The 24,671-nt window shown below is 42.2% G+C and carries 23 protein-coding genes; 8 read left to right on the top strand and 15 right to left on the bottom strand.

Translation table 11 applies throughout. The features are described 5' to 3' along the window. Window positions 1-16: 16 nt before the first annotated feature. Complete coding sequence (locus ACTQ9S_RS09465) at window positions 17-271, bottom strand: DUF2798 domain-containing protein (protein WP_068033581.1); 255 nt, start codon at window positions 269-271, stop codon at window positions 17-19. 266 nt (window positions 272-537) lie between these two features. Here ACTQ9S_RS09465 and ACTQ9S_RS09460 point away from each other — a divergent pair, with 266 nt between their 5' ends. Continuing rightward, on the top strand, window positions 538-1,278 hold the full coding sequence (locus tag ACTQ9S_RS09460) for an aspartate/glutamate racemase family protein (protein ID WP_068033584.1): 741 nt from the start codon (window positions 538-540) through the stop codon (window positions 1,276-1,278). Between the two features lie 110 nt (window positions 1,279-1,388). Here ACTQ9S_RS09460 and ACTQ9S_RS09455 read toward each other — a convergent pair whose 3' ends face one another. Continuing rightward, window positions 1,389-2,957: an MATE family efflux transporter gene (locus tag ACTQ9S_RS09455; protein ID WP_068033587.1), complete on the bottom strand. Its 1,569-nt coding sequence runs from the start codon at window positions 2,955-2,957 to the stop codon at window positions 1,389-1,391. Between the two features lie 425 nt (window positions 2,958-3,382). Between ACTQ9S_RS09455 and ACTQ9S_RS09450 the strand changes: the two genes are divergently transcribed. Further along, window positions 3,383-4,330: an alpha/beta fold hydrolase gene (locus tag ACTQ9S_RS09450; RefSeq protein WP_440454794.1), complete on the top strand. Its 948-nt coding sequence runs from the start codon at window positions 3,383-3,385 to the stop codon at window positions 4,328-4,330. Between the two features lie 4 nt (window positions 4,331-4,334). Here the strand turns inward: ACTQ9S_RS09450 and ACTQ9S_RS09445 are convergent, their stop codons facing one another. After that, a complete protein-coding gene (locus ACTQ9S_RS09445) occupies window positions 4,335-5,378 on the bottom strand; it encodes an NAD(P)H-dependent flavin oxidoreductase (RefSeq protein ID WP_440454793.1) in 1,044 nt (347 codons plus the stop codon). Window positions 5,379-5,602: 224 nt separating this feature from the next. On the opposite strand from ACTQ9S_RS09445, the gene ACTQ9S_RS09440 reads away from it, so the two are divergent. Further along, the gene (locus tag ACTQ9S_RS09440) at window positions 5,603-6,511 is read left to right on the top strand and encodes an abortive infection family protein (RefSeq protein ID WP_440454792.1); all 909 of its coding nucleotides are present in this window, start codon (window positions 5,603-5,605) and stop codon (window positions 6,509-6,511) included. 109 nt (window positions 6,512-6,620) lie between these two features. On the opposite strand, the gene ACTQ9S_RS09435 is transcribed toward ACTQ9S_RS09440, so the two are convergent. The 4 genes from ACTQ9S_RS09435 to ACTQ9S_RS09420 all read right to left on the bottom strand — a co-directional run bounded on the left by ACTQ9S_RS09435 (window position 6,621) and on the right by ACTQ9S_RS09420 (window position 9,635). After that, window positions 6,621-6,998, bottom strand: coding sequence for a DsrE family protein (locus ACTQ9S_RS09435; RefSeq protein WP_068325313.1), 378 nt, complete (start codon window positions 6,996-6,998; stop codon window positions 6,621-6,623). A gap of 168 nt (window positions 6,999-7,166) precedes the next feature. Continuing rightward, window positions 7,167-7,709, bottom strand: coding sequence for an acyl-CoA thioesterase (locus tag ACTQ9S_RS09430; protein WP_440454791.1), 543 nt, complete (start codon window positions 7,707-7,709; stop codon window positions 7,167-7,169). A 48-nt stretch (window positions 7,710-7,757) separates the two neighbouring features. After that, entirely contained in the window at window positions 7,758-8,927 is a 1,170-nt protein-coding gene (locus ACTQ9S_RS09425) for a YheT family hydrolase (protein ID WP_440454790.1), read from the bottom strand. 111 nt (window positions 8,928-9,038) lie between these two features. After that, window positions 9,039-9,635, bottom strand: a complete 597-nt coding sequence (locus ACTQ9S_RS09420) for a YigZ family protein (RefSeq protein ID WP_440454789.1) — start codon at window positions 9,633-9,635, stop codon at window positions 9,039-9,041. A 136-nt stretch (window positions 9,636-9,771) separates the two neighbouring features. Between ACTQ9S_RS09420 and ACTQ9S_RS09415 the strand changes: the two genes are divergently transcribed. Continuing rightward, window positions 9,772-10,476: a pseudouridine synthase gene (locus ACTQ9S_RS09415; RefSeq protein WP_068033601.1), complete on the top strand. Its 705-nt coding sequence runs from the start codon at window positions 9,772-9,774 to the stop codon at window positions 10,474-10,476. Window positions 10,477-10,927: 451 nt separating this feature from the next. Beyond that, window positions 10,928-12,004, top strand: coding sequence for a disulfide isomerase DsbC N-terminal domain-containing protein (locus ACTQ9S_RS09410; RefSeq protein WP_440454788.1), 1,077 nt, complete (start codon window positions 10,928-10,930; stop codon window positions 12,002-12,004). Between the two features lie 136 nt (window positions 12,005-12,140). Here ACTQ9S_RS09410 and ACTQ9S_RS09405 read toward each other — a convergent pair whose 3' ends face one another. Further along, window positions 12,141-12,800 (bottom strand): DUF2939 domain-containing protein, encoded by a 660-nt coding sequence (locus tag ACTQ9S_RS09405; protein WP_440454787.1) that lies wholly within the window; start codon window positions 12,798-12,800, stop codon window positions 12,141-12,143. A 502-nt stretch (window positions 12,801-13,302) separates the two neighbouring features. Between ACTQ9S_RS09405 and dnaJ the strand changes: the two genes are divergently transcribed. The 3 genes from dnaJ (at window position 13,303) to ACTQ9S_RS09390 (ending at window position 16,437) form a co-directional block, all read left to right on the top strand. Next, on the top strand, window positions 13,303-14,439 hold the full coding sequence (gene dnaJ, locus ACTQ9S_RS09400) for a molecular chaperone DnaJ (protein ID WP_068033607.1): 1,137 nt from the start codon (window positions 13,303-13,305) through the stop codon (window positions 14,437-14,439). A gap of 183 nt (window positions 14,440-14,622) precedes the next feature. Then, the gene (gene dapB, locus ACTQ9S_RS09395) at window positions 14,623-15,453 is read left to right on the top strand and encodes a 4-hydroxy-tetrahydrodipicolinate reductase (protein WP_440454786.1); all 831 of its coding nucleotides are present in this window, start codon (window positions 14,623-14,625) and stop codon (window positions 15,451-15,453) included. A 72-nt stretch (window positions 15,454-15,525) separates the two neighbouring features. Further along, window positions 15,526-16,437 carry a hypothetical protein gene (locus ACTQ9S_RS09390; RefSeq protein WP_440454785.1) on the top strand — a complete coding sequence of 304 codons (912 nt, stop codon included), beginning with the start codon at window positions 15,526-15,528 and terminating at the stop codon, window positions 16,435-16,437. Window positions 16,438-16,565: 128 nt separating this feature from the next. Here ACTQ9S_RS09390 and ACTQ9S_RS09385 read toward each other — a convergent pair whose 3' ends face one another. The 7 genes from ACTQ9S_RS09385 to gshA all read right to left on the bottom strand — a co-directional run bounded on the left by ACTQ9S_RS09385 (window position 16,566) and on the right by gshA (window position 24,490). Continuing rightward, entirely contained in the window at window positions 16,566-17,741 is a 1,176-nt protein-coding gene (locus ACTQ9S_RS09385) for a type III PLP-dependent enzyme (protein WP_440454858.1), read from the bottom strand. Between the two features lie 94 nt (window positions 17,742-17,835). Next, complete coding sequence (gene def, locus ACTQ9S_RS09380) at window positions 17,836-18,390, bottom strand: peptide deformylase (RefSeq protein WP_440454784.1); 555 nt, start codon at window positions 18,388-18,390, stop codon at window positions 17,836-17,838. A gap of 220 nt (window positions 18,391-18,610) precedes the next feature. Further along, window positions 18,611-18,865: a GlsB/YeaQ/YmgE family stress response membrane protein gene (locus ACTQ9S_RS09375; RefSeq protein ID WP_440454783.1), complete on the bottom strand. Its 255-nt coding sequence runs from the start codon at window positions 18,863-18,865 to the stop codon at window positions 18,611-18,613. 411 nt (window positions 18,866-19,276) lie between these two features. Next, entirely contained in the window at window positions 19,277-20,809 is a 1,533-nt protein-coding gene (gene mpl, locus ACTQ9S_RS09370) for a UDP-N-acetylmuramate:L-alanyl-gamma-D-glutamyl-meso-diaminopimelate ligase (RefSeq protein WP_440454782.1), read from the bottom strand. Between the two features lie 268 nt (window positions 20,810-21,077). Further along, window positions 21,078-21,713: a copper resistance protein NlpE N-terminal domain-containing protein gene (locus tag ACTQ9S_RS09365; RefSeq protein ID WP_440454781.1), complete on the bottom strand. Its 636-nt coding sequence runs from the start codon at window positions 21,711-21,713 to the stop codon at window positions 21,078-21,080. 614 nt (window positions 21,714-22,327) lie between these two features. Continuing rightward, window positions 22,328-22,849: a disulfide bond formation protein B gene (locus ACTQ9S_RS09360; RefSeq protein WP_440454780.1), complete on the bottom strand. Its 522-nt coding sequence runs from the start codon at window positions 22,847-22,849 to the stop codon at window positions 22,328-22,330. A 66-nt stretch (window positions 22,850-22,915) separates the two neighbouring features. Beyond that, complete coding sequence (gene gshA / locus ACTQ9S_RS09355; protein WP_440454779.1) at window positions 22,916-24,490, bottom strand: glutamate--cysteine ligase; 1,575 nt, start codon at window positions 24,488-24,490, stop codon at window positions 22,916-22,918. Window positions 24,491-24,671: the final 181 nt, after the last annotated feature.

Raw genomic sequence — 24,671 nt, 5'->3', positions numbered from 1 at the left:
AAGAATGGGAGATAGCTCAATAAAACTCAATCCGACTAAGTACATGCTCCTGCACAAAGTATGCGCAGACGTACGCACTGGGCCACGCAAATACAAAGGCCAATCCCCACGAGTGCATTAGCTCTGTAAAGAAACCATCTATAAAGCCTACTTTGACCAATATCAACGCAGTCGAGATAATGAGCGACATCATCAGTGCCATAAGACCAGTAAAGATTAGCCGATAGTATTTGCGGCGAGTACGTATTCTAATAGTAGGTAGTTTTGCCATAATATTATCTAGTCCTACATGAAAAAGTCACGCTCAAATAATAATATCAGCATGACTTTGTCATTCAGTAAATGGTTGAGTAAAGCATTATTCTTAATCTTATTAGCGGCTATGATATAGAGTATAGAGCTATTGATAAAACGATTATTAGCAATTATAAGTTTTGCTATATCTTAATAATAATGACCATCTCTTTAAAAAGCTCAATTTAGGCAGTCGGTTTTGCTACGATAAACAAGGTTATAACAAACAAATAAGGCAATGACATGGATGCTCAACAGCAACGAGATTCTCTACAAAAAACATTAGGCATCATCGGCGGTATGAGCTGGGAGAGTACCGAAAGCTATTATCGCTTGATTAATGAAGGTATAAAAGCTGAGTTGGGTAACCTACATTCAGCAGATTTACTGATTCATAGTGTCGACTTTGCACCAATTAATAAGTTGCAGGCGCAAGGTGCATGGGATGAAATGGGCGCGATAATAGCGAGTAGCGCTAAGCGCTTGCAAGCAGCTGGCGCACAAGGGTTGCTTATCGCCACGAATACCATGCATAAAGTAGTGGATGAGGTACAAGCTGCAACTGGCTTACCTATTATTCATATTGCAGATGTCACGGCTACTGCAATTAAACTAAAAGGTCTGACCAAGATAGCGCTATTGGGTACGCAATTTACGATGACGCAGGACTTTTACAAGCAGCGCCTTATTGATGCTGGCTTGCAAGTTTTGATACCAGATAAAGATGCGCAGCAAGAGATTCACAGAGTCATCAATGAGGAGCTATGCCAAGGGCAATTTCTTGATAGCTCACGTCAGTATTATAGCCAAGTGATTCAAGACTTAGCGAATGAAGGAGCAGAGGGTGTGATATTAGGCTGTACCGAAATTGGACTACTGATTAAGCAAGAAGACAGCTCAATTCCAGTATTTGATACCACCGCTATTCATGCAGCGGCGGCGGTAGAATTTTTATTGGATAATGCAAAGTCTAGTCCAAGATAGCACTAGGTTAGGTATTCGCATAATAGGTAAGTATTATGAACAATTTACTCGCCATACCAATGAGCGAAAGCCGCCAAGCTAAGTTAAGTTAAGATTGTATATAAACCAAGCTATGATCGTTTATTCTTTCTTATCATACGGTGTCTATGAAGTCGCCTCTGCAATCGTCGATGCAACCTTGCGATACGGCGTAAAGGTGACAGTTTCCACACAGTCGTTGGTACAATATCACGAAACGACGCACTAGTGCTCGAATGCGCGCGAAACTCCTCAGACCTTTGTGCGGCCTCTTCTGCGGTCAAGTGTTTACCTTTGCGCCATCCGCCATACAGATATAGTCCTGCACCCATCACAGCAGTGGCTACCATGCCCGCTGGAAACGATAACCAAAGTGCATCGGTGCCGAGTAGGGGATAAAGCCCGAAAGCAAATCCAAGACGCACTGGGTACATGGAAATCACCATGACGATCAGCGGCCAAATTACATAGCCGTTAGCACGCATGGTGCCGAACAGCACTTGCGCTATCCCAAAAAATACAAAACCCCATGTCGCCATTAACTGAATATGCCGCCCAATCGGCACCGCTTCACTGTCACTACCAAGGAACAGGCTCAAAATAGTTTCATCAAAAATGCTCAGCACCCCGATGATCGCTCCCGTCAGCATCACGTTAAAGATGAGTCCCCAGCGGGTGATTCCTGCAACTCTACTCCATTGGTTGGCACCGATGTTCTGTGCGACCATCGCACTGGCTGCGGCACTTAGCGCCATTGCAGGCATCTGCACGTAGGTCCAAAGCTGTTGGGTCGCGCTATAAGCCGCTGTCGTCTGTACCCCCTCGCGGTTGATCAGTGACAGCATAGTTAATGCCGCCGAAGAGATAACGATCATCTGAGTGCCCATCGGCAACCCCTTCGAGAACATCGACTTCAGGATTTCTCGGTCTGCGCGCAAAAAGCGTAGCTCTGGCAACCTAAGTGTCAGCACAGAGCCACGCCAGTACAGGGTTACGACCATGCCAATAAGCGCTAGTGTGTTTGCGACGGCAGTTGCGAATGCCGAGCCAAATATACCCCATTCGGGAAAGGGTCCTAGACCCAAAATCAGCGTCGGCGTCAAAATCAGGTCAATAACGACTGATATAATGATAAACCAAAGCGGCGTCGTAGAATCGCCCGTTCCGCGCAGTGCCATCATCATTAGCGTAAAGGTCAGTGTGACGGGCATCGCAATGAAAATCATCCGCAGATAAGTCAGGGCAAGGCTCACCGCACTTGATGGCGTACCCAGCAGTTCAAGTAGCATTGGGGCAAATATCCACCCTATTGCCGATACCAATATACTTATCGGAATAATGCTACCCAGCGCCGTTCCCATGGTTTTCTTGACCATGGTGTCGTCACGGCGGCCCATTGCCTGACCAATCAAGATAGTAGAAGCCATGCCGAAACCGAAAACGAAGGATATCAGTATAAACATCAAGATGTTGCCGTTCGCCGTCGCTGCCAACGCCTCTTCACCTAAAAATCGACCCACCCAGACGGCATTGATCGAGCCGTTTAACGACTGTAATGCCGATGATCCAAGTGTTGGCAATGCAAACAGGAGCATCGTTTTGGCAATCGACCCTTCGGTGAGGTCACGTTGTTTACCAATGGCGGTATTTGTTTTACTCAATGTTTATCCTTTTGCGCTAGACCTTTAATTTGGGGCTGATTAAACGAAAGCGCTTATCATAAACCAGAAAGCTTGTGCCGTCTTTATTAGAGCTGTAAACCCTTAACGAGCTTTATGATTATTTGACTATCATTTTTGGTGGTGTTCTAAAAAGTATGCTGGCGATAAAAGTCAATAAGAAATCTATGCTAAGTTCTCTGATTGTATAGGGCTTTCAAGGCTTCAAGAATTGTTCAAATTTTAATCAGCATACTTTTTGACACACTACCTCATTTTTTATGTGATTGTCATACCGTTTAGACGGGAGGATACTTGCTATGATTGACAAAAATCTATCTCATTTTCATCACCATTATCAAAATGAGGACACGCCCTAGAGTTATGTTTTTCAATTCATTCTGCCAGCTGCTAACAAGGAAGTATCGATGCTATTAAAACGCTTATGCCTTGCCGCACTATTCAGTTTTTCAGTCGTCGGCTGTACCACCGCGCCCAATACCTTAGCCATAACTACCACACAAAAGCTTATCCAGTATGAACGCTCAAAATCAGACCTAACGACTAAATCATTTATGCTATCCTCAGGCGATAAAATGGTCTATGCAGAAAACGGCAACGTCGCTGGCGAGCCTTTGTTGCTCATTCACGGCTTTGGCGGCAACAAAGACAATTTTACCCGTATCGCTGATGAGTTGGAGGGTTATCATCTACTTATCCCAGACTTGCTAGGTTTTGGCGACTCTAGCAAACCAATGACGGCTGATTACCGCGCAGACACACAAGCCGCGCGCTTACATGAGCTCATGCAAGCCAAAGGTGTGGCTTCGAATATTCATGTCGGCGGTAATTCGATGGGCGGCGCTATCAGTGTCGCTTACGCCGCGAAGTATCCTAATGAGGTCAAAAGCTTATGGTTGGTCGATAGTGCAGGGTTTTGGTCAGCAGGCGTGCCTAAATCGCTTGAAAGCGCTACTCTTGAGAACAACCCTTTGCTGATTAATAGCAAAGAAGATTTTTACAATATGTATAACTTTGTCATGTATAAGCCGCCTTATATTCCAAAATCAGTCAAAGCGGTCTTTGCACAAGAGCGCCTTGCTAATAAAGCGCTGCACGCCAATATCTTAGAGCAAATAGTCACCGACAATGTCGAAGAACGCGCCAAAGTCATCGCTGAATATAACATTCCGACCTTGATCGTTTGGGGCGAAGAGGACAACGTCATAAAGCCTGAAACCGCTGAGCTAATGATTGATATCATGCCGCAAGCCAAAGTGATTATGATGCCAAAAGTTGGTCATGTGCCGATGGTAGAAGCGGTAAAAGAAACGGCGAAGGATTATAAAGAGTTTCGTGCAAAGCTTCACGATTAATAAGTTATAGTTCCTTTACCAGTCGCTCTAGCAATTCAATCGTACTCTCTTGTCTGACCAAAGTTACTCCTTGTCCTGCCCATAAAGACTGATGTTCTGCATCGAAGTTTTTAGTCGCATGAGCACGTAAAACTTTGGTCATAGCATTTAATTGTGGATAGGGTGGTAGCTTATGAGCACTCTCAAATTGGCCAAAATCACGCAAATAATCATTTAATAAACCGCGTGCCTGCTTACCTGAAAACAGCCGCGTTAAGCGCGTCTCAGCACTACGCTTGCCGTGACTGGCATCGAGTAGCGCTTGTTTATAAATGTCATTAATACTGCATTTATCTGTAGTCAAAAATGCAGTCCCTATTTGCGCAAGCTCAGCACCTGCTGTTTGAATTGCTTTGATGGCTTGCCCAGTCATAATCCCACCCGCAGCGATTAACGGAATATCGGTACAAGCGCGCGTTTGGCTAATCAAGGTCAATAATCCCATTGGATCGCTTGCGCTTTGTGGCAACCAACCACCGCGATGGCCACCAGCTTCTACCCCTTGTACGCATACTGCATCTGCGCCAATCTCTGCCCATGCTTTCGCTTCCAATGGATGATTGGCAGTACCGATGACGCGTGTACCTAGACTCTGTAAATGCTGAACTTGCTCAGCGCTAATAATGCCAAAGGTGAAACTACCGACAGGAACTGGATTGTCATAGAGCACTTGTAGCTGGTCTGCGAACCTAAGCGCTGGGCGTGCAGGTAACTCTATTTCAATATTTTGCTGTTGATAATACTGGTTTAGCCAAGCAGGAATGGATGTATCAAAGGTATTGGAGTCATGCTCCGACAACACCATCAGATTGATCATAAAAGGGCGGTCGGTAAGCGATTTAATGGTGTTAATTTGCTTATCCAAAACATCTGGCGCCGTCGTGCCAGACCCCAATGACCCCAATGCACCGAAGTTACTAACCGTCGCCGCCAGCTCAGGCGTGGTTGCTCCTGCCATAGGTGCTTGTACGATAGGGTAGGTTAAATTAAGGGTGTTTAGTAAGGTCATGACGGGCGTCCTTGTTATTTTATTAGGCATTTTACATGACTTACTTTAGCAAAGCTGGACGGCTTACGTGTTAGATAATTTTTATTTAGTTGATAAATATGAGGGATGGTTTTTGACTACGAAGTTGTAGTTAAAGGAACTGACTATAAAACTGTAGTTAAGAGCTATTAACTCATATACTTGATGTTGTTAAAGTATCTAACCAAAGAAAGTTGAAGTAAATAATGAATAAAATCTCTCAAATTACTCGGCGTGACATATTTGATATCTTAAGAATAGAAGATATATGGTGGGCAGGAAAGCTAGATGAAACGGAATTCTTATCTAGGCTTTATGATTTAGAAAGTATGCCTTCGACAGACCCTAGATTTTCGAACGCAGCAGATGATATTTGGCAACACAGGTTCAATAACAATGATTGGGAAGACAGTTGGATCTTTAGTGATGAGAGGTTTAATTTATTAAAATGTGAAGATGTATTTTTCCTAAACTTTCTGTGCGAAATGATACATCCCGTAGTAAGGGGACACTCACATGAAGTGGATAAACTTCACAATATATTCAATGAGAGTCTAAGCGATGATGGGTTTGAAATCGTTGAGAGAACACGTATCTCTAATAAACCAGTTTTTAGTGGCAGAATGAAGTATACGGGTAAAGCATCAATCGAAAGAAAAGGTAACGAAATAAAGATTATTTTTAATGCTGAGTATGTTTCTCAGCAGATTAATCTAATGGAATCATCAATAGAAACATCTCCTTATCAAGCTATAGGAGTAGCGAAAGAGTTGATTGAAACGGCCTGTAAATCAATATTTAAAAGTAGGCAAGAAGAATACAATAAAAACTGGGACTTATCTAAGTTGATGAGAGAGACCACTAAGCTGCTTAAAATTACGCCTGATGATATATCTAACGAAGCGAAAGCAGCAAAATCGATACGACAAATCTTAGGTAGTTTATCATCTGTAGTACAAGGAATTGCAGAGGTCAGAAATGAATATGGGAGTGGTCATGGAAAAGACAGTGGATTTAAAGGTTTACAACCTAGACACGCTAAGTTAGCAGTCGGAGCAGCCTCTACTTTAGCTATATATTTACTGGAAACACATGAAATTAGAAAAGATAATTAAAACTTAGCCGCTAAAGTAATTGTGCTTATTCAAAAGAAAAAAATAGGTCAGCCTCCAAACCATCAAAAAGATGCTAAAGAAAACTGACCCATTCTTATAAAGCTAAAGTTTAATTCAACTGCAATGAACCTTTCGCATTCATTAGCAGCTCAACCACGTCATCACCACTGATGACGGTAAAGCGCTTATCAATGGCTGACTCTTCCACACCGCTGTGCTTCATACATGCACTGCAGACCAATACTTGTCCACCTTTTTCAATGAAGGCTTCTAGTAACTCGCCAGCAGGTTCAAATGGCGCGCCAATATCGACGTTATCTAATGCGTTCGGCAATGCCAAATGTACCGCGTCTACCATCAATATAACTGATGCAGAGTGACCTTTTTTAAGCGCGACACCTGCCATGGTAAAGGCTAAAGTGATTTTGCTTGGGTTTGATTCACTATTGTCAAATAGCGTGCCAACGTAATCCGTATTATTAACCATTTTATTTTCCTTATTAGACTGTATTTAGTTAAATAATATTCAATTGAATATTCTACTCACTAATATCCTAACACTTATTATACGTATTTGTATAATGTAATGTTGTGGAATGGTAGTCTTAAGGTTAACTGGCTGTGACAGATTATCAAAAATAAATTTACAGTTAGTCTAACCTAAAGGCGGCCACGGACGGTCATTATCACTCTCAATCCACTCGGCTACATAGCCGGTCGGCGGCATATTCCAATCAGATTTACCCATCGCATCCAGCACTTCTTGAGTTTCAATCACGCGTCCTTTGCTAGTGACGCCTGTCCGTAGTAGAGCAGACGAGCAGGGCTTGCCTTTGACCCACATTGATTGTTCCACGTAGATCCAACGCTCATCAATAGCAGCCACGTGCGTCTTAATCGTAACCCTATCAAAGGCGCGAATGCGTTTGCGATATTGTACTGTGCTGCCAGCTACAACCAGCCCCCAGCGCTTATGCAGCAATTGTTTGCCAAGACCAGTACGAATGGCAAAGTCAGTACGTCCCAAATCGAATAACGTCAGCACGCGACCATTATTCATCTCTAAAAAATTATCAATGTCCGTCAAGCTACAGCGAATCTCAATCTCGCTGGTATCTGCTAAGTCTAGTTGATCGCCTTTCCTGTTAGCGATGACAGCCTTAGTGATAGATTTAGCGTAACGAAAAAATGGATACATGACAGACTCTCAATAGTTTAAGGATTAGGGTTATGGTTTATTAGATTATTATTCATTGGAAGCATTGTTAGGTGAAGCGTTTTCAGGTGAAACATTATCAAGTGAAATATCGTTAGACGGAATGCCAATTGAGTGAAAAAAGGCGCTAACAGTTTCAGGTATCCAATTGATATCGAATTTTGAGGTTCTGGTTTTTTTACCGTTCTTTTTCGATTGCTTAGAGCTGGATTTCACGGTGTCAGCCTGTTTGCTAGCTGAGCGATAACGCAGGTAACCAATATGCCCACCATGATCAGTATCAAGGATAGTGACGCTATCAGAGACATCGCCTTGAGTGGCGGTAAAGCCAATAAAAGGATCATCTTTGGCACTAATCAGCAGTAGCGGATGGGTGACATTTATTAAATAAGGTAGAGCTGATGAGGAGTGGTAATAGTCGTTTTTGGAGCGATAGCCATGACGCGGCGCGGTAAAGATATTATCAAAGTCACTGATACGATTGACCGACTTGATAGAGGCAATTTCCTCTTCGGTGATATCATTTGCCAGTGCTTTCTTGATAATTGGATTGAGCAAATACGGTGTATAAATACGATGACTCAAGAAACTATGCATACTTAGAGCAGCTGACGACATATCGACAGGAGCGGAGATGACCACGGCACCCTCGCATAGCGCTTCATCACCATATTCACCCATGTATTTTGCCAACGCATTACCGCCTAGCGAGACGCCTACCGCATAGATATGAGCATATTGCTCACGTAAATTCTGGAGCATGTGATGCACCTCTTCGGTGTCACCGGCATTATAAAAGACGCGTCCATTAGCCGGAATACCGCCACAACTGCGAAAGTGTGCCACTACAAAGTGCCAGCCATCACTATGCATTTGATACGCCAATGCGCGCGCATAATGGCTATCACTACTACCTTCCATTCCGTGAAATAGCACGACTAAAGGTGTTTGCTCAAGCGTACCATCGTCAGTTGCCTCTATTGGATGCGCATCGTAGAAGTCATAAGCAATGTCCGTCTCACACAACGAGTCTTGCTTGAGTGCTCGGCGATAATTTGGCACTTCTGGTGCAAAAAACTTAGGCAAAATACTTTGCAGGTGTGGATTAGTCAGCCAAAATGGTGGCTTAAAAGGAGTGGGTGCAAACGGTTTTGGGGTGTTTGAAGACTTTGCGGTGTTTGAAGGTTTTGAAGTTGTCATAAATTAATCTTATTAGGTCATGATTATTAAACAGTGTTTTATCATACCGATAGGTCAGGTTAAATCCAATGATTTACAGTGAACGCATGATTACTCAAAATTGTTCATGTTCTATGATTTATCTAGCACCCGTCCATCCATTGCCAGACGCTCTTTTAAAGTCTCAATATCAGCTTCCGCAATAGTCACGGTTAACGTAACCTGCTTACTATAATTTACGTCATCAATACTGCCATTTAGACTTTCTACTACATAACGGCATTGGGCTTCAGTAGCGAACTCCGCTAATATTTGTACTTGAGCCATTGGCACATAGGGGAGCAATATCATCTCATCGACAGCCGCTTGCGCAGAGCCTGCATAGGCACGAGTTAGGCCGCCAGCACCCAGTTTAATACCACCAAAATAACGCACCACAATAATAATAACGTTACCGATAGACTTGTGCTGTAGGACGTTTAGAATTGGCCGACCTGCTGTACCGTTAGGTTCGCCATCATCATCAAAGCCTGCGCTCGTTGTATTATCAGGATCGCCAATGATGTACGCCCAGCAGTGATGACGTGCATCAGCATATTTTTCACGCAGCTGTTCCACGTGAAACATTGCTTGTTCACGTGAAGTGACCGGATAAGCATAAGTAATGAATTCAGATTTCTTGATTTCAAGACGAGCAGTGACGGCACGTTGTAAGGTTTGATAGCTCATATTCTAATGGATGATACGCCTAGGTTTGTGTTGAATATGGTAAACTTGCATGATAAACACTGCTGTCGTTTAAATCATTATTTGACGCAGTGTACTTTTATTATTCACTATAACAAAACTGATGGTAGCAAATAGCATGCGTTTAGATAAATTTATTAGTAAAGCCACTGAACTGTCGCGTAAAGAGTCCAAAAGAATCTTGCACGCAGGCGAAGTCACTGTAAACGATGAAGTCATTAAAGACCCTGGTGTACATGTCGATATCGTCAATGATGAAGTCCTATGGGCAGGCGAGTCGCTATCGGTCGCTGCTGGCAATCGTTATATTTTATTGCATAAGCCAGAAGGCTTTGAATGTACGCTCAAAGTAAAAGAATATCCTATCGTCACCGAGCTAATTGCAGTGCCAGAATTGGGTAGCCTGCGTATTGCTGGACGCCTCGATGTCGATACCACTGGTGCATTACTCATTAGTGATGATGGCGGCTGGCTACACCGTGTCACCAGTCCTAAGCATGAGCACGCAAAAGTCTATGAGCTGACTTTGGCTGAGCCAATGGATAGTGACGCGCAGGCCAATGCAGTGAAGGAAGTCAGTGAAGGCATCTTGCTCGATGGCGACCATGAAGAAACCAAACCTGCTATCCTTGAGTTTATCGACGAGACTCACGCACGTCTGACGTTAGAGCAAGGTAAATACCATCAAGTTAAACGCATGATGGGCTACTTCGGTAATAGAGTCACTGAGCTACATCGCGCTAGTATCGGTCATATCACTTTAGAAGGTTTGGATAAAGGTGACAGTCGCTTTTTAACAGAGGAAGAAGTCGCAAAATTCTAAGAGTGGCGATGCCTTAAGCTTATTTATCAGCTGACTTCACCAAAGTTAACTTCGTAATATTCTTCCAAAAAACCAAGGCGCAAAAAATCAATTATCCAAAATATCTATTGGCAGCAGACACCGTATCGGTGGACTGCTTGCTGATGTTGCCTGTCTCTTAAAGCTGAGTAGCAGTTTTGCAAAATAAATCGCCTAGCTCTTATCAAAACCCGCCAATGTGCTACAGTCTCAGTAGCTTACTTAATCTACTTTTTTGCATAATGTTTCTGTTTTATGTTTCAAAAAATGTCTCTAATAATGTCGCTGTTTTAGATGATGTAGCTACATTAGATTATTCCAGCCCCTTTATTTCAATATCGTAGTCGTTATTGTTCCATAATTTGCTTTAAGAACTCCATTGATAAGAGCTTTATCTCAGTAATCTACTATTCATTTTGATAGGACAACGCTTGTGAAACAACCTGTATTTAAATTCTCCAGTCTAATTAGTGCCATGTTATTAGCGACGACCGCTTGCGCCGAGCCATCCGTTTCTAACTCCGTAAGCAAAAGTGCCAGCCAAAACACTAGCCAAAATGCACAGAATACGTCAACAGCTGGAGATGTTAATGCAGCTGTTGATAGTCAGCTACGCCAAGTACTGACCCAAGCTGGTATCAAGACGCAAATCACTTCTATTACGCCATCTAACTTACCTAATATGTATCAAGTTGATCTCGCTGGCCAACTGCCACTACATATTACTGCTGATGGCGAATACGTTATCCAAGGCGAGCTACAAAAGAACCCAAGCAAGCGTGTCGTGACTAAAACCCTAGCGCGTAGCAATAGTGCGCAAGCGGGTATGCCAGTAAGCGCTGCAGTCAAATCTGCTGTACTTGCCAATATGAGCGAGCTTAAAAACATGAGCGCCAAAACACCGTTCTTTTATACAGCTGTACCGGGCGTGCTTTGGGGTGCAACATTAGAGGGTGTACCGTTTTTATTATCGGATGACGCGCAATATATTACAGATGGCGAGATATCAGTCATTGAAAACGGTCAGTTCATGGGGCTGGATGAAGAGTTTGAAAAACGCAAAAACCAGTCCGTATTTAAAACCTTAGATGAGAAACAATTAATAACCTATCCGGCAACTAGCGCTGAGAGAGCCGTTATCTATGTGGCCGACGACGTCAACTGTCCTTATTGTCGCAGACTGCATAAACAACTACCGATGCTCAATGCAAAAGGCGTGACAGTGAAAATCATCGGCTATCCGATATATGAGCAGTCACCAGCGCAAATGCGTGGTATTTGGTGTCAAGCAGATGATAGCAGTCGTCGCAAAGCGTTTGATAAAGCAATGTTAGCGGGTGAGATGACACCTGCATCAGCTAACTGTAGTACAGATCATGTGACACCGAATCGTGAAAAGGCGGCTGGACTGGCTGTCATGGCCACACCTGCTATTTACCGCGATGATGGAGTGCTATACCAAGCGAGTTTTGAGAGCCCTGAGTTTTTAGAGTTCTTGGGAGTGAAGTAACTAGCTGTGTCATTCTTCTTAAAGAAGATCGGCAATAAAAAACCGCCCTATGAACATAGCTCATAGGGCGGTTTTTTATGATGTATTTTTAATTAAAATGTCTTGTTAATCGAAGCTTACGGCAGGACTATATCGTTTATGGCAAGACTACATCAACGATTTTCCACTCAATGAAGCCTTCACGTTGCATCTCTATAGTAATAGGATAGCCTTTGACTTGACCGCTAATGGTAAAGCAATTGATACCGCAATAGCTTAATTTTGGCTTGTCACTATCGGTCCCTTGGGTTGCTTGCTGCTCTAACTGGGCAGCTTGCTGACTCATCATTTGCTGAACTTGTTGTTTGACTACCGCATCGACATCACCGCGATGAATAATCAAATCTTGAATTAGGTTTTTGAGGTCGACTTGATTGCTGGATATTGCCCAAGCAGCCGCAAGCTCTTTGGTAGCCGTATTAGCCTGACCCTGAGTATTGATAAGTTTTTCGATATTTTCTGGAGTCACAGCCCTATCTACCGCCTGCACCGTAAAGCTATTAGCAGCTTTCGCAAGAGGCTCTCCACCAAGCTCTGCAACTAGCGGATATTGCTCCATCGTATTGGCAAACCTGCTGGTCAATTGGGTCTTCATACTCGGTCGTACTTGCTCGTAATTGATAGCAGCAGCGATAGTGGCACCGTCTTTGGCATCATAGGCCTTCTTAAGCTGATACGCACTGTAATAAGGCGAACCAGCATAAATAGCTACTGCAATGACCAACAATAACATCAGCAATGTCATTAGCTTTTTCATAATTTGGGTGACCTTATCGCGGACTTAATACAATCAATATGGCGATAAATACTAGCATGACTCTAACTAATAAAGGTATGAAAATGTTACGTAGATTTGCTGGGCTAGCAACGATTTATAATAGTTATTAGATTCCTTACTGATAATAGCTATTATAGATAGCATATTATCAAGCTACTCATTTCACTCCATACCCATGTAAATTATCGCTAGGAGCTTTTCATATTTTTTATAAACTTTAATAGACTAATTAAGAATTTAATGATTTAGGAGCTTGATAAATCAATTTAAGGTCTCCATTAATAGCGCAAACTTATATTAATTGATTTGGTTAAACAGCATCTCGCCGTTTTAGCTCGCAATCTTCATATGCTTCTCGTATTTTCACGCTCATACACCCTATGTTTCATGTGAAACATCTGCGTGTTTTCAGTCGTAAAAATCAATGAGCTAAAAAATGAGATTGCCAGTTGGCGTTACTGTGATGACGAGAGGAGAGCCCATGAGTAAGCGCGATTTTTATGAAATATTAGGCGTTAGTAAGACTGCAGACAGTAAAGAGATCAAACGTTCATACCGCAAGCTGGCGATGAAATATCATCCCGACCGCAATTCTGACGACCCTGATGCTGAAGATAAATTCAAAGAAGCGTCAATGGCTTACGAAGTGCTTAGCGATGAAGATAAGCGCTCAGCCTATGACCGTATGGGCCATGCAGCCTTCGAAAATGGAATGGGCGGTGGCGGCTTTGGTGGTGCAGGCGCGGGCAACTTCCAAGATATCTTCGGTGATATCTTTGGTAACTTTGGTGATATCTTTGGTCAGTCGCGCGGTGGCGGCGGTGGACGTTCGCGTCGTGGTTCTGACTTACGTTATGTAATCGAGCTGACATTAGAAGAAGCAGTACGCGGTTGCAAAAAAGAGATTAGCTTTACCGCACCTGCGCCTTGTGATACTTGTGATGGTAAAGGCGCAAAAGATGCCTCTGATGTAGTTACTTGTCAGACCTGTCATGGTCAAGGTCAGGTTCGTATGCAGCAAGGCTTCTTTGCTGTGCAGCAAGCTTGCCCGCATTGTGGTGGTACAGGTAAACAAATCAAAAACCCATGCCCTGATTGTCATGGCGACGGGGTAAAAGATAAGTCACGCACGCTAGAAGTTTCTATCCCAGCTGGGGTTGATGACGGCGATCGTGTACGTCTGGCTGGTGAAGGTGAAGCGGGCGGAGCAGGTGTGCAAAATGGCGACTTATATGTTGAAGTTCGAGTCAAACCGCACAATGTATTTACTCGTCAAGGTGCGGATCTCTATATGGATGTGCCTGTTAGCATTACCGATGCAGCACTGGGTAAAGAAGTCGAAATTCCAACCTTAGATGGCAAAGTAAAAATTAAAGTCGCAGAAGGTACGCAAAGTGGCAAATTATTGCGTGTGCGTGGAAAAGGCGTCACGCCAGTACGTACGACGATGAAAGGTGATTTGATTTGCCGTGTCGTTATTGAGACGCCAGTGAACTTAACTCGTGAACAAAAAGACTTGTTACGTCAGTTCCAAGATACACTCGATGGTGATAGCAAACATCAACAGTCGCCACATAAAAAGTCATTCTTTAAGAAAATTGGCGAATTGTTCGACTGATAGATTGTTCAACTGATAGTTTGACTTGATAATCGATTTGATTATTTTAGCCCAATAGTTTCACGTGAAACTATTGGGCTTTTTAGTGGCTGTATAAAAAATAATTCATGCTATGATATTTAGTATAGGCTATATATAACCTCAAAAATAACCGTATTAAATCATAAGACTTTAGGAAAAAATATGACTAAACAAGTAAGTACACAACTTATCAATGTCGGTGTTATCGGGGCTGGCGGTCGTATGGGGCGTATGCTAATCGAAGCAGTGCAGGACAATCCGCAAACGACATTAAGCGCCGCTATTGAGCGTCAAGGCTCAAGCCTAGTTGGTGCTGATGCGGGCGAAGTAGCGGCTATAGGACGTTTAAATATAAAAATTGTGGATGACCTAACTGCTGTAATTGATGACATAGACGTCCTAATAGACTTTAGCTTACCGGATGCCACTGAACAAAACATGCAAACTTGTGCTGAGTATAAGGTAGCGATGGTCATTGGCACTACCGGCTTTAGCACACAGCAAGAGCAAGTGCTGACCGAAGCCAGTAAGCATACTGCTATTGTTTACGCTGGTAACTATTCTACTGGTGTTAACTTGTCATTGAAGCTGTTGAATATGGCAGCAAAAGCATTCGGCACAGATGCGGATGTTGAAATTATCGAAGCGCATCATAAGCATAAGATTGACGCACCGTCGGGCACGGCTTATATGATGGCAGAGGCAGTCGCAGAAGCACGCGGACAGAATCTAAAAGACGTGGTCGTATATGGTCGTGAAGGCCAGACGGGTGCACGTGAAGCGGGCACAATCGGCATTCATGCTATTCGCGGCGGTGAAATAGTCGGTGATCATACTGTGATGTTTATCGCGGATGGTGAAGTCGTTGAAATTACCCATCGTGCACGCGCGCGCATGACCTTTGCCGCTGGAGCAGTACGTGCGGCTACTTGGATTATTCAGCAAAAAGCTGGGCAATATAATATGCAGGATGTGTTGGGTTTAAATGACTAGTTATCAGTAGCTATCATTAATGTTATAGGATAAATCAGATAGATAGGTGCTACGGATAATAAGGAGCTGAATGTGCGCATAAATAACGATAATTTAAAGTTCATTATCAATGATATTGTTCTTTACGCACGCAACATAATCCTTGCTCTAAGTTTGGGTGTATTGCCAATAGTAGTGCAAGCAGCACCTTATCAAACCTACGTTATTCATACTTACGGCGGTGAAGCGTTACTGCCTGCTGTACGCCAGCAACTGGGTACCAGCACTGATGGTGGAACGGTTGCGACCTATCAAGATAAATTGGTATTACGAACGACGGCTACCAATTATCAAGCGGTACAACAATTACTAACGCAGATTGATGGTCAACCGCAAGCACTGACGGTTGCGGTGCGTGTTGGTAATAATGCCACTAGCCAAAGCAGTATTCAGCAAGGTCGGGTTATTATTTCTAACCGCAGTATCCAAGGTGCAGCAATCATTAATCAGCGTGATAGTCAGCAGCAGAATAATAGTATGTATCAAGTACAGACACTGTCAGGTAGCGCGGCAAGCATCAGTACAGGCACGCTCTATTCGCTAACGCAAAGTTATCAGGCGAATATTTATCCTACCTACAATCGCCCAGCGGGGCAGATTGTTATTCAGCAGCAAATGTTGTTACCAACCACTCAAGGCATTCAAGTCACCCCAAGATTATTGCCAAACGGTCAAGTGGAAGTTAATCTGTCTCAAACTGAAGAGAAACTGGTAATTGCTAATAACTCTAATAATCAAAGCTTTCATAATCAGAACCAGAACATCTATAACGGAAGTAACGCTGTTAAACGTCAAGGTCTCAACAGCACCATTATTGTGCCACGTGGACAATGGGTCGACATCGGACAAATCACGCAAAGTAGTCAAAATCAAAGCTCAAGTTATGGTAATAGTCGCAATAGTAACAGCAGCAACAGTGCGCCTATTTCGCTTTTAGTACAGTAGTTTATTTCAATTTTAAATGACACAAAAAAGCGCGGTACTGCTAATTACAGTACCGCGCTTTTATTTTATCACTTACTTATCTGCTAATTTATGTTGTTAGCTAACACAAGATGTAATCAACAGAAAATTTAATCAATATAGACCACTTCTAACGGAGGAAAGCCATTAAACTCGATAGATGAGTAAGAGTTGGTATAAGCGCCAGTGGTCAGCCAGTAGATCTTATCACCAATTTCCAGCTCTTCTGGCAATTGATAACCTGCTTCTTCATACATGATATCGGTCGAATCACACGTTGGACCGGCCAGCACTACTGTCCCTTCGCTGGTCGACGTTTCCATTTTCGGTGTATAGACTGGATATTTAATCGCTTCACCTAAGGTTTCTATCAAACCTTGAAACAGGCCTACATCGGTATATACCCAGCGGGTCAGATCAGTATGCGACTTACGTGAAATCAATACCACATCACTGACTAGGACGCCTGAACCACCAACCAACGAGCGCCCAGGCTCAAGGATAATCTCAGGCATATCTTCAGCACTATAATCATCGTTTAGATAGCTATTAATCTCTTCAGCATAAACCTGTACTGGATTCACTTCACTGATGTAGTTGGCTGGAAACCCGCCACCTAAATTAATCATTTGCAGCTTAATGCCTTCTTCGTTTTTCATCCAGTCAAACATATATTTGACTTTGGCAAGTGCATCATCCCACGCGGCTACGTCTTTTTGCTGGCTACCTACATGGAAGGAGATGCCATAAGGTACTAAGCCCAAATCACGCGCCTGAATCAATAAATCAATCGCCATATTAGGATGGCAACCGAACTTACGTGATAATGGCCATTCAGCAGTATCTGAACCTTGTACCAAGATACGCACAAACACTTTAGAGCCTGGCGCCTGCTTGGCGATGTTCTTTAAGTCAGCTTCTGAATCAGTAGCATAAAGCTGTACGCCTTTATCATAAGCGTATTTGACGTGTTCAGCTTTTTTGATCGTATTACCGTAAGAGATACGCGACGCATCGACACCGCAGTCAAGGACACGATCGAGCTCGTAGACTGAGGCACAATCGAAGTTTGAGCCAAGATCAGCCAATAAGTTGATCACTTCCACAGCAGGACTGGCTTTCATTGCATAATGAATTTTAGCAGTAGGAAATAAGTTAGCCATTTCAGCGTATTTAGTTTTGATACGACTTAAATCAACTACTAATAAGGGTGTCTCACGACCTTCAGCAGCTTTAGTGAACTTTTTCCAGCCAGTAGAGTCAAAATATTGGTCAATTTTAATCATGGTCATGATAAGAAGCCCTTAATAGAAACAATAGATTACCTAGACTATAAATGCTAAATAGCCTTTGAATAAAAGTAACGTAAAAAATAAAAAATTAAGCGTTGGTTGGCTGCGTCTCTTTATCCGCTTGTTTCTCGCCTTGCTTTTCACGTATTTTGAGTACTTTACGAACTTTATCACGTGCGCGAGTCTGTTTTAATTTTGATAAATAATCTACAAAGATGACACCGTTGAGATGATCCATCTCATGCTGAATGCAGACAGCCAATAAACCTTCAACTTCTTTATCGATGGCTTGGCCATCTTGATCCATTGCTTCGATACGTACTTTATTAGGACGCTCAACTTTGTCGTAGACATCAGGAACAGACAGACAGCCTTCTTCATACGGCTGTTTTTCTTCTACCAGCGGTGTTACTTTTGGATTAATAAACACCATAGGGGTGTCTTTATTTTCAGACAAGTCCATGACAATCAACTGAATATGCTGGTCAACTTGTGAAGCTGCTAACCCGATTCCGTCCGCATCGTACATGGTCTCGATCATGTCAGTGATTAAGGTTTTAATCTCATCATTGACTTCTTTAACTGGCTTAGCAATCGTACGCAAGCGCGGATCAGGATAGCTTAAAATAGGGAGTAATGCCATGACGGAGCACCTCGATAATAGCGGGTAGAATGGGCGGTTTATTATAAGTTAAATGAGGGCAAAAGTAACAATAATCAATGCATAACCGTGCAAATTCGTAGACTACAGTGTCACATTTCGCTTATCTAGAACACTTCCAAGAAATATATAGCACCAAGACTAAAAATAAAAAAAGACCTTACATGATGTAAAGTCTTCTTTATCGAGATATATAAAATGACTATACGCGGCGTTTGTTCATAATCATCTCATATAGGAACAATAATATGATTGCGCCAATTACTGAGAATAATAGACCGGTGAATCCACCATCGGCGTTAATACCGATAAGACCAGCGACAAAACCACCAAGCATCGCACCAACGATACCTAATACGATAGTCATAATCCAGCCCATAGGGTCATTACCAGGCTTAATAGCGCGCGCCAATAAACCTGCAACCAAACCTACAATAATCATCCAAATAAAGCTCATTGTTATTCTCCTAATTTATTACAATTGATAAAATCTTTCTATTAATATTATTGCTTAAGATATTTCTCTTAAGGTCTTTCTAATGTTGATAGCAATATTGTAAACACTCATAGTTGTGAAAAGTAAGCATAAAGTGTTACCAGTGTAGGGGCTATGTGAGAAAAAACGACAAATTGCTATCTTGCAGAAGAAATTGGTAAATGAAAGGTTACAAAGGTAATCAGAGTGATAATGAAGAGACGTTATTCAGTATTTTACTCTTGGTTAGAAAATGTACAGTTCTGAGTTGACATTAGGCACTAAGCATAAAATAGCGCTATCCTTTATGACAAGAATAGCGCTATTTTATTTAATAAGTTATATACATGGTATCGATAATCTACGCGAATAGTAGATAAGTAGTGAAACGCCTTAAGTTTGAGCGGTCAATGCGCGTAGTGCTGTCAATAAGCGTTCATGAATACCTTCAAAGCCACCATTAGACATAATAATGACTGCATCGCCTGCTCGTGCGTGCGTCGTAATATGATCAATAATAGCTTCTACACTGCATACAACTTGCTGTTTGCCATTATGCTCAACACGATCGATGACTTCTTTTAATCCCCACTCAAGACCAGCTGGTTCATACCAAAGTGTATGATCTGCTAGTACCGCTGATTGGGCTAGACTGTCTTGGTGAATGCCCATTTTCATAGTATTGCTACGTGGCTCAATAACTGCCCATAAACGTCTGCCAGCCAGCTTCTTTTTGGCACCATCTAAAGTGGTCATAATCGCAGTAGGATGATGAGCAAAATCATCGAAGACTAAGATGTTATTAATATCACCGATTAGCTCCATTCGACGCTTAATACCAGCAAAAGCGGATAGCGCTGCACATGCAGTAGTGACATCTACCCCAACATTGTAAGCTGCTGCTACTGCAACCAGAGCGTTGTTGACATTGTGCATGCCGCTCATTGTCCAATCGACGATGGCAGTCGCTGATGGGTCTGCCTTAAAGCTTACTTTGAACTGACTACCATCCTCTGTAATCAATGCGGCTTGCCAGTCGCAAGTAGTCGCCTCGTGCTTCATACTTTCTGTATCAGCCTCTTGTCTGTTCGTCAACTTCTCGTCTGTCACTGCGGTACGCCAAACAGGAGTCCATACCCCTTTAGCTAGCGTGTCTTCTAAACTAGTAGTTGCTGTTGGCATAATGATTTTGCCAGTGCTTGGAATCATGCGCACCATATGATGGAACTGAGTCTGAATAGCGTTTAGGTCAGCAAAAATATCAGCATGATCGAACTCAAGATTGTTTAAAATAGCAGTGCGCGGACGATAATGGACGAACTTTGAGCGTTTATCAAAAAATGCAGAATCATACTCATCAGCTTCTATCACAAAATAACCCGATGTTGATGATGTTGTGCCGTCATTCGTTGTAGAGTTTGATTTTTCGTTACGTGTAACGTCTGCACCTAAATAACTGCTATGTGCAAACACGCTTTGCAAACGCTCATCCTTAGTATCCACTAATGGCACACCACCAATCAAAAACCCAGTATCAATACCAGCGTAGTGTAATATCCATGCCAACATAGTCGTCGTCGTTGTCTTGCCATGAGTACCGGCCACTGCTAATACATGACGTGACTGCAAAACCTCTTCAGAGAGGAACTGCGGCCCTGAGGTGTATCTCATACCTTGATTAAGCATATACTCAATGACATCCATACCGCGCTTCATGGCGTTGCCCACCACTACCAAATCAGGCGTTGGTTGCAAATGCTCCACAAGATAACCTTCTTGAATTATGACACCAGCGCTTTCAAGCTGAGTGGACATAGGAGGATAAACACTAGCATCTGAGCCTGTGACCTTATGTCCAAGCTCTCGCGCTAATAAGGCTAACGAGCCCATAAAAGTGCCACAAATACCAAGAATATGAATGTGCATAGATGTTCCACGCTATGATAAATAAGAAGTTGAATGAAGTAATACAGACGAGAACGAAAAGGTTAGTGAATAGAAAGTAGCAGATATTTAACGGCTACCAACATTCTTATTTACGCTATCAGCGCTCATTGTAAAGTAAACACTAATAGATAACCAATAAAAAACGCCTAACAAGGTAGGCGTAAACAATATACTTAAAGGACTTTAATAGAAGTTATTTCTCATGCATTTATAAAAATAAAATTGGGCTTATATCATACATTATTGGTTATTTACGCGATAAGGTAAGGTCAGCATTTAAGGTATTGTCATCATTCATCATTACAAGATGATTGTCTTGGATAGTATAACTTTCAATACTTTCGTTCTGATAGACAATGGTAATCATTGTATTGTCTTGACGATAAACACCCGACTCAACGAGTGGTACTTTAGGTGTCTTTGGATTCTCATAAATGCTGGTCTTTAGTACTGAACCATCAGCAAACAAGTTTAGCGTAACTGAAACACTGTCACAAAAAGGGCAGGGCAAAATTCCTACATAATCACCGATTAGCGTTGCCTGTAACTCACTACCTGCGCTGAGGTCTGAAATCATCGGCGCGCGGCGGGTCTGTAAGTTATCATCAGGCTTGGCTGCTGCAATCAACGACTCACCTTCACTAGCGACATCGTCTGCTACAGCAAGGCTATCATCATTCATCTGTGCAGAATCATATTGGTTATTATGCACTTTACTATCAGTCAACGATTGCTTCATAGTTGGATTATGAGCAACAGACGTCGTGGTTGATTGACGGTCACAACTAATCAGAATAATACTAAAAGTCAGCGTCAATAACAGACTACCAAAGCGCTTGATAGGAGAGGTTTTAGCAGGGATAGTAGGTGCGAAGTATTTCATCATTATACCAAAAACAAGCAAGCGTCTTGTAAACAAAAATAGGGCTTATAAAGCATTAACAAATATCCATACTAATAGTAGCGTTAATACAGAAGGAGAACGTTGTAAAAACGTCAACGCCTTTCAATACTTACATTTATCATTCTTTGCATCTTAATACCAATTAACTAACCACTTATCCAAAGTAAATACTACTTTTAGAGAAAACTTAATTAATAATAATTAGATACAAAGAATGAACGGCTATATAAGAGGATGAACGGTGCACACCATAACAAACGATCATTGCTCTTATGTAGAGTTTTTGTTATAGACGAGTAAGTTTAGATGAGAGTGATTTTTAATCAAATAATTGATATAAATTATACCTAACAAAAGATAGGTTTTAGCTCAAAAAGAGTATAGATAATACAAAGGTGGTATATGAAATTTGAGATATAACAGAGGTGTAAATGAGAGATATTTAGCAGCTACTTAAAATAAATAACTGCTAATAAGTTAGAAGATTATAGGTCAAAAGATATAAGCAAAATTATAATAAAACGCATGTCATGACATAGGTAGTTTATCGTTGAAGCAATTATTTAAGTAATTATAAATTTTATCTAGCATTATTAACGAATAGTTAAAACAGGACGCAAAATACGCCACAATATTAGTCCATGTATCAGGAGCAATACACTAAAGAATATCAATGACTGCTCAGGAATGCTAAGGCCCAAAAAACGCCAAGAAACGGAGGCACATTCTCCAGAGCCTGCAAAGACTTCTTTAAACACTTGTAAAATAGGTAAAGTATCGAGCCAATAGTCTAAGCCTGGGCCACATGAAGGTACTTGATCAGCAGGTAAATGCTGAAGCCAAACATGACGCGCCGCCACGACTGTTGCCCAGCCAATGCCCGCCAAACTACCAACCCACAGTAATATTTTAAGAGCGATTGACTTGGGGTTCACTAACGCAGCGATTAAGGCGAATCCGCCCATTACCATTAATCCGATACGCTGAAATATACATAGTGGACAAGGCATTAATCCCATATAACGCTGTAAAAAGAATATTGCATAACTCATGCCGAGCACGGTCATAATAACCAACAACACTTGTAAACTACGATAATTGGTCAGTCTTTGCATCAGGTACGTACTCTTATGGAATGGTTTATCTATAAAGGTTAAATATCAACAGTCGTTAGCCATTTGCTAGCGGTACTGCTGTAAAAACTCCATAAAGTCTTCAGTCTCAGCTTCTTCGATTTCAGCTTGTTGTAACACTGATTTTTCGGCAAGTACTTCATATTTAGCTTGTGCGTTAGGACTTAGAGTTTGCTGCAATAAAGAGTCACGATGCTGCTGTGCTAAAGTGAAGCCTAGCTGCCACATGCTACCCAAACGCTCACTATCAGCGTTGACCTGAGCTGAGATAGTCGATTCAGAGTGACCAGCTTTGCCTTGCATAAGCGCTAATGCGGCACGATAGTCGTTGCCACCATAATGGGCATCAAAGAGGGCTGCTAACGGTAACATGTTGTTTAAATGCTCAAGCATCCAGCTTTCTAATGGTACTTCTACACCATCATTGACGATATGGAGGTTGTCACGGCGACCTTCATTGACCACGCGTTCAATGTTAATTGCTAGCTCATCTTCTTCATCAGGCATTAAATCAGGTGACTCGTTAAGCAGACAATATAATGCCATGATTTCTAAGAAGCAAGCACTAGACAGGCGAATACCGACATCGCTATAAGGGTCAAGATCAATCGCGCGGAATTCAACATAAGCGATACCACGACGCTCTAAAGCCTCAGTCGGTGTCTCACCACGGTTAGCAATTTGTTTTGGACGAATAGGACTATAATATTCATTTTCTATTTGTAGAATATGATCATTAATCTGAATTGGATTGCCATCAGCATCGTTTAAGCCCAATTTTTTGAAGCTCTCATGCGGTGTTTGGATGGCACGGCGCAGCCCCGAAATGTATTCAGGTAAATCATTGTAGCGAATATCGAGATGCTCTTGCACACTATTGGTATAGCCAAGTTTGCCCATACGTAAGCTGGTTGCGGTAGGCTTATAGTAAGTTGAATTATTTTGTAGAATCAAGTCATGCTCACGTCCTGCCAAAAAACAAGGACAAACATTTGGACTTGCACCTAGCAGATAAAGAACAATGCTGGTTAGGCGTTTAAAATTACGGATCAGGCCTAGATATTTATCGTTTTTGAACTCTGTCAGCGTTTGATTACTTGCTTCGGGCGTTTGTGCCTGCCAGTTTTCAAATAGTCCATCACCGAATGACAAGTTATAATGCAAGCCAGCAATGGTCTGCATACGGCGACCATAACGCACACCAAGACCACTACGATATAACGTTTTAAGTTGGCCAGTGTTAGAGCTACCATAATCTGCCAAAGGAATATCTTCATCATCAGACGAGAGCATGCATGGCATAGATAATGGCCACATTAGCTCGTCTTTAGCCAATGCTTGATAAACTAGCACATGTAATTGGCGCAACATTGAGAGCGTGTCTTTGGGTGTATCTTTGGGATCAGTGATGAGCTCAAGTAGGCTTTCTGAATAATCTGTAGTAATAAAAGGATGTGTCAGCTTTGACCCAAGCTTTTCTGGATGTGGTGTTTGGGTCAGATAACCATCAGTTTTGATTCGTAGACCTTCTTTTTCGATACCACGGAGCATTCCAATTAAATGCTGACTGTCAAACCAATCTGGGATTTCAAAGTTAACAAAGCTGCTCGCAAAATTACTCATAATAGTCATCTATTGTTATTTATTATGGCAGATCAAAACACAACTGGCGTTTGACCATAAAAGAGGTAGATATTAGGTTAAGAATCCCGTCAGTTTAGCTCAAAGCTGTCATGAAAACCACGGACAATTACAAATACGATAAGCTTTATCCAAGGCTGATCCGACCGATTTTGACGGGAAA

This window comes from Psychrobacter sp. ASPA161_9, from assembly GCF_051970275.1.
Lineage (GTDB): Bacteria > Pseudomonadota > Gammaproteobacteria > Pseudomonadales > Moraxellaceae > Psychrobacter.
The sequence above is the reverse complement of the archived record's forward strand: the minus strand, read 5'-3'. Positions and strand labels throughout refer to the sequence as shown.